This is a genomic window from Mycolicibacter minnesotensis (assembly GCF_010731755.1).
Lineage (GTDB): Bacteria > Actinomycetota > Actinomycetes > Mycobacteriales > Mycobacteriaceae > Mycobacterium > Mycobacterium minnesotense.
The window spans coordinates 1,843,445-1,860,874 of sequence record NZ_AP022589.1 but is presented as its reverse complement, the minus strand read 5'-3'; the positions used below and the strand labels follow the sequence as shown (position 1 = coordinate 1,860,874).

Genomic DNA, 17,430 nt, shown 5'->3' with positions numbered 1-17,430 from the left:
GCACTTCACCCCGAAGACCTGTGCACAACCCCGCTAGGAGGCGGCTTGCACAGTGATCTCCGAGATCTGGGTGCGGCTCTCTCCGCCGGTGTTACCCATCGTGGAGATCCAGACCAGCAGGTTGGAGGTCGCAGTCGACGAATCCGCGGTGATCTTGTTGGAACCGGGCTGCAGCGCCTTCGCCGGGGCCAGCAGGGTGGTGTCTTCGAGCCGGGTGGGCTTAGGCGTCGAGGAGGAACGCAGCTCCACCCGGGTTCCTGTGCTGGACACGTTGAGCGTGACGGTGCCGATCACCGTGGGCTTGGGCAGTTGCAGCATCAGTCCGACGCCGTTCTTGAAATTGGGGAAGGGCACCGGATCGGAGTAGGTGTCCGTCGACCAGGCGGTGGCCGGGTTGCCGTCGATCGCCAGACCGGCATCCTGGGGCCGGTCTGCCTCGCCGCCGGGGGAGAAGACCGTCACCTGCACCGGCTTCACGATGCCGTTAGGCCCACTGGCCCCGGGCAGCGCCGACGCCGAAGGGCTGCTCAAGCCGAGCTCGGTCTTGTCCAGGCCGTTGACGTCGCCGAAAATCCGGTTGAGCACCGAGGCGAGCACCAATAGCGCCACCAGGATGACCGCCGCACCGACGCCGAGGCCTATGAGCACCCGCCGGCGTCGTTCGGCGGCTGCCTCGGCGTCCGGTGGTGTGGGCCGCACCCGCGGCGGGGGCGGGTCGTCGCTGACCGGACCCAGCAGTTCGGTCTGCTCGTGCAGCGCGGTGGCCTGCTGCAGCAGGTTCGACAGCGTCGAGGCACCACGGATCCCGCCGTCGGGCTGAATCGCATGGCTGGCGGCCGCAGAGATCTGGAACGGAATGTCGGGATTGACCGAATCGGGCTTGACCGGGCTGCCACTGGAGTCCAGGTCCGCCGGTTCGAGCCCGGTGTCGGCTCCGGCATTGGCCAGCGGCCACCGGTTGATCAGCAGCGCATAGAGGGTGGCGCCGATTCCGCGGATGTCGTCTTCGGGCTTGGTGTCGGGCAGCGTCGCGGGGAACGCCAGCGTGACGTCGCCTTCGATGCTGACCCGCACGCGGGCCGGGTGGTCGATGGACAGGGCCACGCCGCTCTGGTGAGCGGATTCGGCAGCCGACGCCAGCGACCGGATCGCCCGGGCCGCGCCGATCGGTGACGGTGACGTGCCCGCCACCTCCTGCAGAGAGGCGCCACGCACCCATTCGGAGACCACCAGTCCACCGGCGCCGACCCGCACCACGTCCAGGACGCGGGCGATCCCCGGCAGATCGATCTGGCTGAGCCGCTGGGTGCGCGACAGGACGCCGGTGAGCTGCTCGTCGGGCATGGTCTGATTCGGGTCGACGAAGGTCAGCGCCACCTGGCGGTCCAGTGCGGTGTCCAACGCCTGCCAGAACTGCAGCACCGGGGTGCCGCCATGGCGAACGAGCAGCCGGTAGCGGCCGCCGGCGATGCTCAGCCCGGGCGTCAGCAAGCTGTCGTTGCCGACGGACTCAGGCGTCTCGGTCGATCGCTGGGACGGCTGTGGAGCAACGGTCCGCGCCGCCGCCTGAGGTCCGACGCCCTCCGAAGAAATGTTGGCCACCTCCGCGCCTTTCGGTGTCCAGCCACCGGCGATGTGCGCGGGCGGCGTATGCGTGGCGGGATCGTTTGAGATGCCCCCGCCGGCTGTGGGCAAACGGTTGTGATCAGCGTACGGGACGCTCGAATCGGGAGAAGGCGGGTTGGGCATGCCGGTTTGCGGCCTGCCTGCACCCATTCGTCGACGTACCGCGGCAACGGCGGCGACTGCCTCGGGCACCTCGGCCCGCACCATGACCGCCGCGATGATCGGCAGCATCACCGCGGTGAGGATCAGCAGCCGCAGCATCGAGCCTGCGGCGCCACGATCGGTCAGGTCCCGGAGGCCGCACGCGCGATCCAGCACCTCGGCCACCAGGCCGGCAAGCAGCGACGCCGTCAGCGTGACCAGCACGGTGCGGATCACCTCGGGCCCCACCAGCGCCCAACGTGCCGGCGGCGCCCCCGGCCCGGGCACCGGACGCAGTGAGCGCCGCAGCAGCAGGTGCCCGACGACGGCTCCGGCGACAAAGCCCAGACCGTTGGCCAGGCCGAGGTAGGCCGCGACCAACTCCGGATTTGCGGTCAGGTGGGGAGCCAGGACCGAGGCCGCGATCTTCACTGCGGTGATCACCACGATGATCGCGATGGGTGTCCAGGGCTGCTCTCGGGCGTAGAAGACCCGCAGCTGCAGCAGCACCATCGCATACGGGAGCAGCGTGAAAGCCGACATGGCGACCGCGGCGCCGAGGTTGCCCGCGTCGACGTTGCCGAAGTTGCCGTAGGCGAACAACGCACTGCCGATCGCCGGTCCGCCGACGGTCATCAGCGCCACGATCGGGATGAGCGTGATCATCATCAGGCGGGTGGCCAGGGACAGATCGGCCAGCACCGCGGGGTCGTCGCCGGCGGCGGCATTGCGGCTCAACCGGGGCATGACGACGGTCAGCACCGTGACGCCGATCATGCCGAACGGCAGCTGCAGCAGCAGCCAGGCGTAGTAGTAGATCGCCGGGCCGGATGCTGCAGCGCTGCTGGCGATCTGATTGGTCACCACCAGGCCGACCTGGCTGATCAAGACGTAGAGCACCATCGCCGAGGCCATGGTGCCGAAGCGCTTGAGCCGGTCGTCGATGCCCCACAACGGCCGAAGGCTGATCCGCTGCCGGCGGATCGCCACCAGCAGCACGGCGGTCTGTGCGACGACGCCCGCCGTGGTGCCCAGGCCGAGCACCAGCAGCTTGGTGTTGCCCATCCGCACCGGATCCACCGACAGTTCCCCCGGCACCAGCAGATACAGCACCAAGGTTGCGATCGCGACGACGTTGTTGACCACCGGAGCCCAGGCCGGAGCGCCGAAGATATTGCGCGTGTTCAAGATCGCCATGAACACCGACGACAACCCGTAACAGATGACCTGCGGCAATAGCAGGTAGGCGAAGGCGATGGTCAGTGGCTCGTTGACCTGTGGGTCGCCGCCCAACATCAGCCGCACCAGCAGCGGTGCCGCGGCCACCGAGATCACCGTGGTGGCCAGCAGCAGCGCGGTCGCCAGTGTGACCAGCCGGCGGACGAACGCGGCGCCGCCGTCGGGGTCGTCGCGTTCGGCGCGCGCCAGCACCGGCACGAAGATCGCGGTGAACGTAGCCTCCAGAACCAGCGCGGCGATCTGGTTCGGCAATTGATTGGCCACCGAGAACGCGCTGGACAGCGCCGCACCCAGGATCGCCGCCAACAGCACGACTCTGACGAATCCGGTGAGGCGGCTGACCAGGGTCGCCAGCGCCATCCCCCAGGAGCGCGACACCACGGCGGCGTCGGTCAGCTCGGGGCGTGCGGGTTGCTGCGCCGGAGTGCTCACCTGTCGCCGCCTGAGCCCGAGGGTGGCGCGGGCAGGTCGGCGCGGTCGGGCTGGCCCCGGAACCGATGCCAGAGCCGGCGCCCGATCAGGACCGCCAGTGCCGCCGCCGCCGTCATCGTGATCAAGAACAGCACCATGCCGTAGGCGTTCGAATGCACCGACAACCGCACCGACTCGCCCAGTGGCATGCCGTTGGGGGTCTGCAGCGCCGCATCGACCACGAAGTACTGGTTGACGCGCACCTCAACAGGAACTCGCAGGGGCAGGTACCCCGGGGGCAGCTCCAGTTCTCCGACATCGGTGACCGACATTCCCGGTGGCGCATCCACGTGCAGCCGCACCCGGATCGGCACCGCGAGATCGTTACGCAGCGCCAGGGGCAGCGGACTGTGCTCGGTGGCCAGCGTGTAGGAGTCGGCCGGGTTGACGATGGTGACGGCGCCGATCAAATCGGCGACGGTGGTGCCGATGATCGCCAGGCGTTGCGAGGCCAGGCCGTTACGGACATCGAGCGGTTCGGACTGAGTCAGGGCGCGCAGCATGCCCTCGGCGAGCGGGGTCGTGTACGCCTCACCGGTCAGGCCGGTGCGGGCGTCGGTGGTCAACGCCGACGTCAAGCCCCACAATCTGCCGATGTCGTCGGCCACGGTACTGATCACGTCGGGGGAGAAGCCCCCCGCCGGCTGCTGAGTCGGCAGCGGATGCTCTGGGGGCGTGGCCACGTCGGCCGATTCGGCGAGCACCGCGGTCAGCGGCCGGGCGTCCGCCAGGCCGGAGTGCAATGCGGTGGCCAAAGTGGTCAGCACGGCCTGGGCGTCGTCGGCGCGTGGTTTCCAATACGGCGGCGGCATCAGGATCTCGTTGCGTAGCGCACCGGGAGTCTCCGGTGATTCCAGGCTGCGCCACAGCAGCGAACCCAAGGCGTCCTGGCGACGGGCCAGCGCGGAGTCATGGTGTAGCCGGACCGCCAGGGAGCTGTCCAGGTAGCTGGGCGTGTTCGGATCGGTGCCCATGGCCGCGAACGCGGCGCCGACGGCGGGGTCATAGGGCACCGCCACCAGCTGCGGCGATACCCGCCGCGGCGTGACGTCAGCGGTGGCCGCCGCGCCGGACTCCAGGGCGGAGCAGTCGCCGGCAGTGATCACCACGGCATCGCCCTGGGCGGCGATCAGGTCTGCGGCACCTGTGGTCAGCCGACCGTCGCCGAGCAGGACCACGCCGCGGGCCGTGCTTACTTCCAGGATTCGGTCCAGGATTTCGGCGGGTTTGCGCACCGCGATCTCGTCGAGGCTGGGATCGCCCACTCGAGCCAAGGCGTCCAGGTCGGTCTGGGCGTAGGGGATTGCGGCGACGCAGGTGTGGTGGGCCAGGCGTCGCAGCCGCTCCAGCCACGTGCGGGCGGCCTCGCGTCCGGTCCCAGGTTGCGTGATGGCGCTCGCGGGGGAGTCGGCCACCACGTAGCCGCGGGTCATGGCGGCGACCGTGACCAACAGATCGGGGTCGACGGCCAGGCACAGGGCCCGATTGACCACGGCGTTGACGTCCACGGCCGGGCTGGTGGCGAACTCGGCGGCGGACAGCAGCGCGTCGAGGCGACCGCCGGGGGCCAGCGATATCGCCAGCTCGTCGTCGGTGAGCCGAACCGGCAGCGCACCGCCGGGCTCGCCCGGTGTGAGCCGCGGCCGATCGGCCAAGGGCCAGAACATGGTGAGCCGAACCGGGTGCGAAATATCGGGCGCGACGGGGCCTGCGGCCAGCTCCGAGCCCGGCTCGACGCGGGGCAGGCCGGTCACCGGCAGCAGAAAGCGGGCATCGTCCAGGCGAGTCGGTTCGCCGTAGTCAGGAGTGCCGTTGACGTTGACCAGCACCGGGTAAACGCCGGGACGGTCGATGTTCAGTGCCGGCTGGCTCGCCGAGCGCAGCGGCACAGACAGGGTGAAGCGGGCCTCTTGGCCGCGCTGCAGTTCCGGCGCGACCGTGCTGAAGGCGCCCACCGGGCGGTACTGGTCGTTGGCCCCACTGAGGTTGGTGCGCAGCCCGGCGGAGGAGGCCACTGCACCGGCCTGTTCGAGTCGCACCATGACGTCGCGTACGGGCCGGTCGCCCACGTTGCTGACCGTTCCGGCGACGGTGACCACCGGGACACTGGAGGTCGTGACGACCTCAGGCGTGACGCGGTCGATCCGGATCTGGACGAACGGTGCGGCATCAGGCTCGCCGGCGGCGACGTGCGGGGCGGCGCCGACGAGGGCGGTGCCGAGGGTCATCAGGAGGACGGTCACTGCCGCCACCAGAGCCATGAGGGGCCCGGGTACGGCGGATAAGGGACCCCCACCACTGGGTCGCGTGCGGGTCACGGGTCCAGCCCGCGACCGTTCTTCCGGTCCGGTGAGTGCTCACCAGTGCGAGTACGGCGGGCGCGGGAATGAGTCTGCTGCCGTCGCCACGGTGCCGTGACCGGCAACGGCGGGAGGGCGGCGGGGCCGTCGGCTTGGAGGCGGTCGATCAACTCGTCGGCCACTAGGGCCAACCGGCGTTCATCGGCGTACGCCAAGCGGGACGCCAACTCCCGAATCGGCACCCACGCCACCTCGGCCACCTCCATGTCGTCATCGCACAGCTCTCCGCTGGCGAACCGCAACAGATAGTGGTGCACGGTCTTGTGGACCCGGTGGCCATCGGTGACGAACCAGTAGTCGATGCTGCCCAGCACAGCCAGCACGCTGCCCCGGACGCCGGTTTCTTCGGCAACCTCACGGATGGCGGTCTGCTCCGCGGTCTCACCGACCTCGATATGACCTTTGGGCAGTGACCACAGCATTCTGCCGCGCCGGTCCACCCGTCCGATCAGTGCGGCGACCTGCTCTTCGCGGGGGCCATCGATACCGTCGACCACAAGTCCGCCGGCGGAGGTCTCATGCACGGTGCGCAGGCGCTCGGGGCCGTGTCGCGCGGTACGCGTCCGGCGCTGGGCAGCACGCGGAGGAGTGACGGCGGCCGCTGGACTCGCCTCTGCGGCGGGGGATTCGGTGTGGCTTGTCTTTGGACCAGACGTGCGTCGACCACGGCGCCGCCTGCGGCGCCGTCCCGAATTGGCTTCTCCGCCGTCGGCCGACACCCATGTGATGGTAGCTGCCACGCACAGGCCTACCAGCGCCCCTCGCCGGTGTCGTACTTGGTCCCGTATCGCCGAGCAGAGCCCGCCGAGTGTGCGGAATTGTTGTCCCGTCCCGCGAAGGACCGCCGAAACCGCACACTCGGCGGCCCGCGTCGCCCGGCTTCGCCGTGCTCGCGACCACCGCTGGGTTGGCTACGGCGGCCCGCGTCGCCCGGCTTCGCCGTGCTCGCGACCACCGCTAAGCTCATCGAACGTGCCTGAAGCCCATCAAGACGCCGATCTGCTGACCGCGGCGGCCGTCGCGCTGAATCGGCACGCTGACGTGCTCTGCGGCCTGGGTGCCCTCTTCTCCGAGGCGGGCCACCAGCTCTATCTGGTCGGGGGATCGGTACGCGATGCCTTGCTGGGTCGCCCCAGCCCGGACCTGGACTTCACCACCGACGCGCGGCCCGAGCAGGTTCAGACCATTCTGCGTGGCCGGGCCGACGCGATGTGGGACACCGGCATCGACTTCGGCACGGTGGGCGCGACTTTCCGTGGTCAGCGCGTCGAGATCACCACCTTCCGGGCCGACAAATATGACCGGGTGACCCGCAATCCCGAAGTGCGCTTCGGGGACTCACTCGATCAAGATCTGGTGCGCCGCGACTTCACCGCCAATGCGATGGCGGTCCAGATCACGGCGGCCGGGGCGGGGGAGTTCATCGACCCGCTGGGCGGCCTGGCCGCATTGCGGGAACGGGTGCTGGACACGCCGACCGCACCGGAGGACTCGTTCGGCGACGACCCGCTACGCATGCTTCGCGCCGCCCGGTTCGTCTCCCAGCTCGGCTTCACGGTGGCGCCGCGAGTACGCGCGGCCATCGAGGACATGGCGCCCGAGCTGGGTCGCATCACCGCCGAACGCGTGGCGGCCGAACTGGACAAGCTGCTGGTGGGCACCGATCCGGTCGCCGGGCTGGACCTGATGGTGGCCACGGGGATGGGCGAGGTGGTGTTACCCGAGGTCGGCGGCATGCGGATGGCCATCGATGAGCACCACCAGCACAAGGACGTCTACCAGCATTCGCTGACCGTGCTGCGCCAGGCGATCGACTTGGAGGACTCGGGCCCCGACGGCGGTCCCGATCTGGTTCTGCGCTGGGCGGCGCTGTTGCACGACATCGGCAAGCCGGCGACCCGGCGCCATGAGACTGACGGAGGCGTCAGTTTTCACCACCACGAGGTGGTGGGCGCGAAGATGGCCCGGAAACGGATGCGTGCGCTGCGCTACTCCAAGCAGATGGTCGACGACGTGTCCCAGCTGGTCTACCTGCATCTGCGGTTCCACGGCTACGGCGACGGCAAGTGGACCGACTCGGCGGTGCGCCGGTACGTCACCGATGCGGGACCGCTGCTGGACCGGCTGCACAAGCTGGTCAGGGCTGACTGCACCACACGCAACAAGCGGCGTGCGGCCCGCTTGCAGGCCAGCTACGACCAACTCGAAGAACGGATCGCAGTACTGGCCGAGCAGGAGGACCTGCAGCGGGTGCGGCCCGATCTGGACGGCAACGAGATCATGGCGCTGCTCGACATCCCGGCGGGACCGCAGGTGGGACGGGCGTGGAGCTACCTCAAGGAGCTTCGCCTGGAGCGCGGACCGCTGACCCGCGAAGAGGCTACGGCCGAACTGCTGACTTGGTGGCAGACGCAGGGGAACCGATAGCGGCACCGGCCCGTCTGATGCGGGTATGGACTACTGCCTGGGCGACGGCGAGGGTTCGGCCGCGATGTGGACCGGCCCACCGGATGTGGATCTCGACGGAGACGGGGTGGCCGACGGTATCAGTCTGGACTTCGACGGAGATGGCCTGCGCGACGATGCGCTGGTAGACCTCGACGGCGACGGGCTGGCCGACCATCTGCTGCTCGATCTCGACGACGACGGCATCCCGGAGGCCGCATTCGTCGACGACGGATCGGGCACCTGGGGGCACGGCATGACGGCAGGCTCAGCGGACCGTTCGGGCGGGTTGCGCTGGCTGGGCCTCGACGATCTCGAATATGCAGGTGGCCCGCTGGTGGACTTCGACGGCGACGGACGCGTCAACGATCGCCTGCTCGACTTCGACGGGGACGGGCGGGCCGACCGGGTCCTGATCGGCAACGGCGCGGGCGGCTACGCGGCGGCCTACGTCGACACCGACGGCGACGGCAGGTGGGATCTGAAGCTCACCGATGCCGATGGAGACGGGGCCGCCGACGGCGCGACCGCACTGTAGGAGCGCGCTCAACGCCCCCGGCGCGGTGGGGTGCGGCCGGGTCTCGCTTTCGCGCTGGCGCGCTCAGCGCCCCCGGCGGGGGCTAAGGCGGCCGGGTCTCGCTTTCGCGCTGGCGCGCTCAGCGCCCCCGGCCGGGAGGCCCCGCGAAGGCTTGCGCGATCTCCAACCAGCGCTGCGCGTCGTCGCCCTGCGCCGTGACATCCAGATCAGCCAGCGCACGCCGCTGGGTTACCAGGAAGCAGAAGTCCTCGGCGGTGCCGGTCACCCGTTGCTCGGCGTTGACCGGACCCCACGCCCAGACGCCGCCTTCGGGCGCGTGTAGTTCCACGTGAAACGGTTCGGCCGGCGGGGTCAGGTTGTGCACGCTGAAGGCGAAATCGCGGGTCCGTACGCCCAGATGGGCGATGGAGCGCAACCGAGCGGTGGCACGTCGCCGCACCCCGAGCGCATCGGCGACGTCGAGGCCGTGGGCCCAGGTCTCCATCAGCCGGGCGGTGGCCATCGACGCGGCGCTCATCGGTGGACCGAACCACGGCAGCTTGCGACCGTCGGCCACCCCCCGCAACGCGTCATGCAACTGCGCGCGCGTCGAACGCCAGTCGGCGAGCAGATCGGCGGGCGCAAGCTCGGCGAGCTCGGCGGCACCCTCGTCGACGAATCCGGCTGGATTGCGCATGGCCACAGCGAGGGTGTCGGCGAAAGCGGCCTCGTCGACGATGGCGGTCAGCGACTGCCGGTCTGTCCAGAGCAGATGCCCGATCTGATGGGCGATCGACCACCCCGCGGCGGGGGTGGGAGTGCCCCACTGACTGTCGACCAGGGGAGCCACCAGGGCGTCGAGCTCATCGCTCTCGGCACTCAGGTCGGCGACGATCGGTTCAGTTTCGGCCATCCTCGTACCTTATGCCCACCCGTTCTCCCCGCCGCCCGATGAAGGCGTGCGCGGCCAAACCTGCCAGGTACAGCAGCGTGCCGGCCACAATCAGCAACGGGGCCTGCCCATTGGCGGGAATCAGCGCGGCAGCACCCGCCACGGCGACGATGAACGAAACCCAGAACAGTGAGTCCTGGACCGCGAACACGTGACCGCGCAACGCGTCATCGACGTCGATCTGCATCGCGGTGTCGGCGCACAGTTTCACCACCTGCCCGGCCACCCCGAGCAGGAAGCCACACAGCACCAGGACGGGCAGGTACAGACCGACGGCGGCCAGCTGGATGACCGCCGCTGCGGCCAGGGCGCCGTTGACCGTGGCGTAGCGGCCCCACCGGTGGACCGCCGGTGGAGTCAGCAGGGTGGCCAGGAACGACCCGGCGCCCGCAGAGGCGACGAACAGGGCAGTGGTTCCCAGGCCGGACACCGTGTGCTCGCCGACGTGGCGGACCAACACCAGCACCACCAAGGTGTTGACGCCGAACGCCATTCGGTGTGCGGCCAGCCCAGACAGGGTGGCGGACACGGTGGGCCGGTCGCGGACCGTCCGGATGCCGTGCACCCAACCGGTGGTCACCGCGTAGAGCACTGAGCCGTGGATAGCGCGTTTGGTGTTATCCGGACCGAGCACATGCGCGCCGAAGCGCAGCGACAGCACCAGCGCGATCGTGACGGGCACGGCCACCGCCGCGATGATCGAGGCCGCGCCGCGGTCGTCGGTGCCCACCAGCCAGCGCGGCAGGAGCATGAAGTTGGCACCCAGGAAGGCCGCCACCGCACCGGTGGCGATCGCCAGGGCGTTCATCGTCACGACCCGGTCGCGTGGCACCACGTGCGGCAGCGCCGCCGACAGGCCCGAGGCGATGAATCGGGTGAACCCGTTGGCGATCAACGCCGTACACAGCACAGGTAGGTCACTGGCACCGCACGCCAACAGTGCCGCGATACCCAGCACCAGTACCAGCCGGGCAAGGTTGGCCACCACCAGGACCCCGCGCCGGTCCCAGCGGTCCAGGAGGGCACCGGCGAAGGGGCCCAGCACCGAATACGGCAGGAACAGCACGGCGAAGGCGCCCGCGATCGCCCACGGTGAGGCGGCGCGGTCGGGGTTGAACAGCAGCGCGCCGGCCAGGCCTGCCTGAAACAACCCGTCCCCGAATTGGCTGGCGGCCCGCAGTTCCAGCAGCCGGCGAAACTCCGGCAGGCCGCGCGCCGTCCGCCACAGTGGCGCGGGTGCGCGGTTATCCACCACGGAACCTCTTCCAGACTCGAGCGGCGGCAGGGCAGGGGCCCCAGACCAGCGTACAAATCGTCGACGTCGGCCGGTGTTCGGCACAGCTCAACACGAACGATGCCGACGGGTGCCATGATGGAAAAATGGCTCAGCCCGAAGAACCCGAGGACGCAGAACAGTTCGTCGCGCCCGCTGCGCATCGGGTACGGGCCGGCACGCTGCTGCTAGCCAACACCGACCTGCTCGAACCCACCTTCCGGCGCACGGTGATCTATGTGGTCGAGCACAACGACGGTGGAACGCTGGGCGTGGTTCTCAACCGCCCCAGCGAGACGGCCGTCTACAACGTCCTGCCGCAGTGGTCTGAGCTGGCCGCCAAGCCCAAAACGATGTTCATCGGCGGACCGGTCAAGCGCGACGCCGCACTGTGCGTTGGCCTGATGCGGGTCGGGGCCGAACATCAGGGGGTGTCCGGCCTTCGTCACATCGATGGACGGCTGGTGATGGTCGACCTCGACGCCGATCCGGAGGCCATCGCCGCACTCGTGGAGGGCGTCCGGATCTTCGCCGGCTACGCCGGGTGGACCATCGGCCAGCTTGAGGCCGAGATCGAGCGTGACGACTGGATCGTGTTGTCGGCCCTGCCGTCCGATGTGATGGTGCCGCCGCGCGTCGATCTCTGGGGACGCGCCCTGCGACGGCAACCGTGGCCCACCTCGTTGCTGGCCACCCACCCGATCGACATCAGTCGTAACTGAGCGGCACGGGGGCGGGTTAGCCGCAGCCGCAGCCGCTGCCGCAGCCGGTGGCAGGCTCGGCCGGTGCGCTGTCGGCACAGCCGCAGCCTGATCCGCAGCCGGCCTCCTCGACCGGTGCGGGCTCTCCGCAGCACCCGCCCGAGCCGCAGCAGCCACCGCCGCTCGCCGCCGCGGCATCAGCGGAGAGCCGCGCCGCGTAGCGGGCGCCCTGCCAGGCTCCGGCAGCCAGGGTGGCGAGCGCGCCGGTGATCGAGATGATCAGCGCCAGCAGCGCCATCGAGGACGGGCCGGCCAGCACCAGCGCACCGCCAGCCCCCAGGATCACGCCGACCGCGACCTGGGCGGGCGCCACCACGCGCAGCACCAGCTGCTCGGGGTCGCCGGTCAGTGGCCGCACCAGGGTCCGCACTCCGAACACCAGCGATACCACGGCCGCAACCAGGCACAACACACCCATGATCAGCATGGGGAACAGGATACGAGCCGGCGCTCAGCCGGTGGTGCCCACCTGGTGGCGCACCGTGCCCGACTCCACCGGGAGGCGGGGGGCCTGGGGCAGCGGAATGGTGCCCACCTGGTGGCGCACCGTGCCCGACTGCACCGGAGCGGGTGGGGCAGGGGGCGGCGGGTTGGTACCCGGCAGCTCGACCCGGAACCCGTTGACGATTCCGTCGGTTGCCGGAGCCGCCCCGATCGCACGGCCGGCGCCGGTGGTCACGGTCAGCGACACCAGGTAGGCTGCGTCGTCGGTCGGCACGATCACGTGGCGGCGCGACGTGTTCAGCGTCATGTCGGCATCGCGGTACGTCCCCTCGATGATCGAGGAGGGGAACCCGTTGAAGTCATCCAACGAGGCGTTGGTGGTCTGCCAGGCCATCAGGGTCTGGCTGTCGACGAAACCGTGGGTGATCGCTTCGTGTGGATCGAACTGCCCGTCCAGGCGGTAGACCACGACCTGCGCGTTGGGCGTGTACAGCGACCCGCTGCGGCGGTCGGCGATCACCGCGAACGCGTCGGGCACGTTGGGGTCGGGCACGTGGGTCCAGCCTGCCGGCATCGGCAGCGTGATGTTGAACGCGGTGAAACCCGCGGGCTCCTGAGGCTCCAGCTGCACCTTCTTGGCCGCGAGGAAGTCGCGCAGCGTGCCGGAGGTGGCCGGAACAAGGCCAGTCGGCGGTGCCGGGGCCGCGACGGGCCCTGCGGCGGCGGGCCCGGCCACCGGGACCGAGGCCAGCTGGGCGGGTGGTCCGTAGGGGTTCGGTTGCACCGGGACCAGCGGATCGGCTGCGACGGCGGGAGTAAGGGTCAGGCCCGCCGCCATGACAGCGGCGCAGCCAAACATGAGTCGCCAGCGGCGCGCGGTGTTCGTCATCTCCAGGGGTCCTTCCGGGCTGGGCCGGGCAGCGATGCCCGGGCCGTGAATCGACGTTAGCCAGGGGGAGCCGGCGTCACCAGAGATGCAATCGACCTGGTACGAAGCCCTCATCGGGTCGCAACCCAACTGATACCAAGCTGTGGCGAACGGCCCGCCGAATGCCGCCCTTTACCCTGTTGAGGTGAAAGAAGCCCCGACCGCTCAGGGATCCAGCGTCCCCACCGACCAGGCACCCCGGTATCGCTACGGCGCGGCCCTGGCCGGGCGCATCGAAGAGACCTGGCAGGAGCACTGGGACCAGGAGGGCACCTTCCACGTCGCCAACCCGGTCGGTTCGCTCGCGCCGACGGACGGGTCGGCGGTACCGGCCGACAAGATGTTCGTCCAGGACATGTTCCCGTACCCGTCCGGGGACGGCCTGCACGTCGGTCACCCGCTCGGCTACATCGCCACCGACGTCTACGCGCGGTATTTCCGGATGACCGGGCACAACGTGCTGCACGCGCTGGGCTTCGACGCGTTCGGCCTGCCTGCCGAGCAGTACGCGGTCCAGACCGGGACCCACCCACGCACCCGCACCGAGGCCAACATCGAGAACTTCCGCCGCCAACTGCGACGGCTGGGTCTCGGGCATGACAGTCGACGCAGCTTCTCCACCACCGACGTCGACTTCTACAAGTGGACGCAGTGGATTTTCCTGCAGATCTACAACGCCTGGTTCGACGCGAGCGCGAAGAAGGCCCGCCCGATCTCTGAGCTGATCGCCGAGTTCGACGCCGGCACGCGCACACTCGACGACGGGCGCGACTGGGCACAGCTGACCGCGGGTGAGCGCGCCGACGTCATCGACAGTCACCGGCTGGTCTATCGGTCGGATTCGATGGTCAACTGGTGTCCGGGCCTGGGCACCGTGCTGGCCAACGAAGAGGTCACTTCCGAGGGCAGAAGTGACCGCGGCAATTTCCCGGTGTTCCGGAAGCGTTTGCGGCAGTGGATGATGCGGATCACGGCATACTCCGACCGGTTGCTCGACGACCTTGAGGTGCTGGATTGGCCGGAGAAGGTCAAGACCATGCAGCGCAACTGGATCGGGCGTTCTACCGGTGCCGCCGCATTGTTCGGCGCTGTCGCGACCGACGGCACGGCTGTGGACATCGAAGTATTCACCACTCGGCCGGACACGCTGTTCGGCGCGAGCTACCTGGTGCTCGCACCCGAGCACGACCTGGTCGACCGGCTGACCGCCTCCGAATGGCCGGACGGGACCGACCAGCGCTGGACCTTCGGCGCCACCACACCGGCAGCGGCCGTGGCCGATTACCGAAAGGCCATCGCGGCGAAGTCCGATCTGGAACGCCAGGAGAACAAGACCAAAACCGGTGTGTTCTTAGGGGTTTACGCCACCAACCCGGCCAATGGGCAGCAGGTACCGATCTTCATCGCCGACTATGTGCTGGCCGGCTACGGCACCGGCGCCATCATGGCGGTGCCCGGTCACGATCAGCGAGACTGGGAATTTGCGGCCGAGTTCGGCCTTCCGATGCTGGAAGTCATTGCCGGCGGGGATATCTCCGAAGCGGCCTACGCAGGCGAAGGCACGCTGGTCAACTCCGGACCGCTGGACGGTATGACCGTTGCCGAGGCCAAGAAGGCCATGACCCAGCAGCTGGAAGAGCAGGGCCGCGGCTGGGCGCGTATCGAATACAAGTTGCGGGACTGGCTTTTTGCCCGGCAACGGTACTGGGGAGAGCCGTTCCCCATCGTCTACGACGCCGATGGGCGCGCGCTTGCCCTGGATTGCGCTGCGCTGCCGGTCGAGCTGCCCGACGTCGCCGACTACTCACCGGTGCTCTTCGATCCGGACGACGCATCCAGTGAACCCTCGCCACCGTTGGCCAAGGCGACCGACTGGGTGCATGTCGAACTGGATCTCGGCAACGGCCTGCAGACCTACACCCGTGACACCAACGTCATGCCGCAGTGGGCGGGCAGCTCTTGGTACGAGCTGCGCTACACCGACCCGTACAACGAGGAGCGGTTCTGCGCGCCCGAGAACGAGGCCTACTGGATGGGGCCGCGGCCGGCTGAGCACGGTCCCGATGACCCGGGCGGCGTCGACCTCTACGTCGGTGGTGTCGAGCACGCCGTCTTGCACTTGCTGTATTCCCGTTTCTGGCACAAGGTTCTGTTCGATCTCGGGCACGTCAGCTCACGCGAGCCCTATCGTCGCCTGGTCAACCAGGGCTACATCCAGGCTTCGGCGTACACCGACTCCCGGGGGTCGTATGTTCCGGCCGCCGATGTCGTGGAACGCGACGGCAAGTTCTATCTGCCGGGCCCAGACGGTGACGCCGAAGTCTTCGCCGAGTACGGCAAAATGGGTAAGAGTCTGAAGAATTCGGTGTCACCAGACGAGATCTGCGACAGCTACGGCGCCGACACCCTGCGGGTCTATGAGATGTCGATGGGTCCGCTGGACATGTCGCGGCCGTGGGCCACCAAGGATGTCGTTGGCGCACACCGTTTTCTGCAACGAGTGTGGCGACTGTTCGTCGACGAGGAATCCGGCGAGACCCGGGTTCTTGACGGCGAGCCAGACACCGAGACGCTGCGGCTGCTGCACCGGACCATCGTTGGGGTTTCGGAAGACTATGCGGCGCTGCGCAATAACACCGCGGCGGCCAAGTTGATCGAGTACACCAACCACCTCACCAAGGAACACCCCGAGGGGGTCCCGCGTTCGGTCGTCGAGCCGCTGGCGCTGATGCTCGCACCGCTGGCCCCCCACCTCGCGGAGGAACTGTGGCGGCGGCTGGGCAACGAGTCCTCGCTGGCGCACGGTCCGTTCCCGATGGCCGACCCGACCTACCTGGTGACCGACACCGTCGACTACCCGGTGCAGGTCAACGGCAAAAAGCGAGGTCTGGTCACGGTGGCCACCGACGCCGACGCCGACGCGATCAAGGCCGCCGCGCTGGCCGACGAGAAGGTGCAGGCTTTCCTCGCGGGCGCTTCGGTGAAGAAGGCGATCGTGGTGCCCGGGCGGTTGGTGAATCTGGTGGTGTAGCGGGTGGTCCGGTGCACGCGTCAGCGCGGCCGGACCACCACTTCCTGCAGCTGCGCCTCGGCCGGGGTGCGGATGGCAGCGGCCACCACCTCCGCGACGGTCTCCGGACGGAGGAAGCGGGCCGGGTCGTACTCGCCGCCCTCGTAGGCGACCAGGTCGTGCTGCATGTCGGTGTCGACTCGGCCGGGATAGACCGTGGTGACCCGCAGGGCCGGCTCGTCGCTGCGCAGCGAGTCCGCGAATGCCCGAAGCGCGAACTTGCTGGCGGAATACGCCGCCATACCCGGTGAAACCTTTTGCCCCGCACCAGAGTTGATAAAGACCACCTGACCGCGGGCTTGCCGTAGCGCCGGCAGGAGGGCCAGGGTCAGGGCCACCGCACCGAAGACGTTCACCTCAAAGGTGGCGCGCCATTCCTCCACGTAGGACTCGCCGGCCGCACCGGGCAGCATCACCCCGGCGTTGTGAACCAGCACGTCCAGCTCATCGACGATCTCGGTGGCCGATTCGATCTCGTCGGTGTCGGCGAGATCCAATGGCCAGGTGGTGGCGCCCAGCTGCTCGGCGACCGCGTCCAACCGTGCCGACGGCCGCCCCGCCAGCAGCAATGTGTGGGTGGGCGCCAGCGCCGCCGCGATGGCCGAACCGATCCCACCCCCGGCGCCGGTGATCAGCGCGGTCGGCATCAGTTGCAGTCCAGCGGGCAGTTCGCCTCGTCGGAGGCGGCCGCTTCGGCCACGTCGCAGGTGGCCAGCCGCTCCAGCGGCTCCAGTGCCCGGGTGAGGGTGTCCAGGTCCTCCGGGCTGAGCTTGTTCAGCATCGCCGCCAAGGCGGCGTGGCGGTTTGCCAGCGATTCGCGGTGACTGGCCAGACCTTCGGGTGTGATGTCGACCAGCACCGCTCGCAGATCGGACGGGTCCCGGCTGCGCTTGACCAAGCCGATCTTCTCGAGTCGGCGGATCGCCACCGTGGTGGTGGGGGTGCGCACCCGTTCATGGGCGGCCAGCTCGGTCATCCGGATGGGTCCCCGGTCGAGCAGCGTGATCAATATCGACAGCTGGGCCAGCGTCAACTCGCCGGTCGGACTGCCTCCGCTGATGTCACCGCGCCGCAGAATCGAGAAGAGTTTGGACAGCGAACGGTGCAAGCCTTCGGCGATAGCCGTCACCTGCGGCGTATCGGCAGCGCTCTCCGTCATAGTTCGCCAGTCTAACGGGTGGCCCCGACGAGGGTTGATAAGTC

At 69.1% G+C, this 17,430-nt stretch carries 13 protein-coding genes; 4 read left to right on the top strand and 9 right to left on the bottom strand.

Going from position 1 to position 17,430, the window contains the following annotated elements; all coding sequences use genetic code 11:
* Positions 1 to 33: 33 nt before the first annotated feature.
* From murJ to G6N09_RS08555, 3 genes are read right to left on the bottom strand one after another with little or no spacing between them, the layout of a single operon-like run.
* On the bottom strand, positions 34 to 3,438 hold the full coding sequence (gene murJ / locus G6N09_RS08565; RefSeq protein WP_234807026.1) for a murein biosynthesis integral membrane protein MurJ: 3,405 nt from the start codon (positions 3,436 to 3,438) through the stop codon (positions 34 to 36).
* The gene (locus G6N09_RS08560; RefSeq protein WP_083026209.1) at positions 3,435 to 5,738 is read right to left on the bottom strand and encodes a DUF6049 family protein; all 2,304 of its coding nucleotides are present in this window, start codon (positions 5,736 to 5,738) and stop codon (positions 3,435 to 3,437) included. The genes murJ and G6N09_RS08560 overlap by 4 nt, the downstream gene beginning before the upstream one ends.
* Positions 5,739 to 5,791: 53 nt before the next feature.
* A complete protein-coding gene (locus G6N09_RS08555) occupies positions 5,792 to 6,556 on the bottom strand; it encodes an NUDIX hydrolase (RefSeq protein WP_109558938.1) in 765 nt (254 codons plus the stop codon).
* Positions 6,557 to 6,809: 253 nt separating this feature from the next.
* On the opposite strand from G6N09_RS08555, the gene G6N09_RS08550 reads away from it, so the two are divergent.
* Positions 6,810 to 8,264: a CCA tRNA nucleotidyltransferase gene (locus G6N09_RS08550; RefSeq protein WP_083026205.1), complete on the top strand. Its 1,455-nt coding sequence runs from the start codon at positions 6,810 to 6,812 to the stop codon at positions 8,262 to 8,264.
* A gap of 25 nt (positions 8,265 to 8,289) precedes the next feature.
* The gene (locus G6N09_RS08545) at positions 8,290 to 8,820 is read left to right on the top strand and encodes a pullulanase (RefSeq protein WP_083026203.1); all 531 of its coding nucleotides are present in this window, start codon (positions 8,290 to 8,292) and stop codon (positions 8,818 to 8,820) included.
* A 118-nt stretch (positions 8,821 to 8,938) separates the two neighbouring features.
* On the opposite strand, the gene G6N09_RS08540 is transcribed toward G6N09_RS08545, so the two are convergent.
* Positions 8,939 to 9,712, bottom strand: coding sequence for a TIGR03084 family metal-binding protein (locus G6N09_RS08540; RefSeq protein WP_083026200.1), 774 nt, complete (start codon positions 9,710 to 9,712; stop codon positions 8,939 to 8,941).
* Positions 9,699 to 11,006 carry an MFS transporter gene (locus G6N09_RS08535; protein WP_083026197.1) on the bottom strand — a complete coding sequence of 436 codons (1,308 nt, stop codon included), beginning with the start codon at positions 11,004 to 11,006 and terminating at the stop codon, positions 9,699 to 9,701. Before G6N09_RS08535 ends, G6N09_RS08540 begins: the two co-directional genes overlap by 14 nt.
* Positions 11,007 to 11,131: 125 nt before the next feature.
* Here G6N09_RS08535 and G6N09_RS08530 point away from each other — a divergent pair, with 125 nt between their 5' ends.
* The gene (locus G6N09_RS08530) at positions 11,132 to 11,746 is read left to right on the top strand and encodes a YqgE/AlgH family protein (protein ID WP_083026195.1); all 615 of its coding nucleotides are present in this window, start codon (positions 11,132 to 11,134) and stop codon (positions 11,744 to 11,746) included.
* Between the two features lie 16 nt (positions 11,747 to 11,762).
* On the opposite strand, the gene G6N09_RS08525 is transcribed toward G6N09_RS08530, so the two are convergent.
* Complete coding sequence (locus tag G6N09_RS08525; protein ID WP_083026193.1) at positions 11,763 to 12,212, bottom strand: hypothetical protein; 450 nt, start codon at positions 12,210 to 12,212, stop codon at positions 11,763 to 11,765.
* Positions 12,213 to 12,236: 24 nt separating this feature from the next.
* The gene (locus tag G6N09_RS08520) at positions 12,237 to 13,118 is read right to left on the bottom strand and encodes an LpqN/LpqT family lipoprotein (RefSeq protein ID WP_083026192.1); all 882 of its coding nucleotides are present in this window, start codon (positions 13,116 to 13,118) and stop codon (positions 12,237 to 12,239) included.
* Positions 13,119 to 13,302: 184 nt separating this feature from the next.
* Between G6N09_RS08520 and leuS the strand changes: the two genes are divergently transcribed.
* Entirely contained in the window at positions 13,303 to 16,188 is a 2,886-nt protein-coding gene (leuS, locus tag G6N09_RS08515) for a leucine--tRNA ligase (RefSeq protein WP_083026190.1), read from the top strand.
* Positions 16,189 to 16,208: 20 nt separating this feature from the next.
* On the opposite strand, the gene G6N09_RS08510 is transcribed toward leuS, so the two are convergent.
* Both G6N09_RS08510 and G6N09_RS08505 read right to left on the bottom strand, forming a co-directional pair.
* The gene (locus G6N09_RS08510; protein ID WP_083026189.1) at positions 16,209 to 16,874 is read right to left on the bottom strand and encodes an SDR family oxidoreductase; all 666 of its coding nucleotides are present in this window, start codon (positions 16,872 to 16,874) and stop codon (positions 16,209 to 16,211) included.
* Positions 16,874 to 17,386, bottom strand: coding sequence for a MarR family winged helix-turn-helix transcriptional regulator (locus G6N09_RS08505; protein ID WP_083026187.1), 513 nt, complete (start codon positions 17,384 to 17,386; stop codon positions 16,874 to 16,876). The genes G6N09_RS08510 and G6N09_RS08505 overlap by 1 nt, the downstream gene beginning before the upstream one ends.
* Between the last annotated feature and the right edge of the window lie 44 nt (positions 17,387 to 17,430).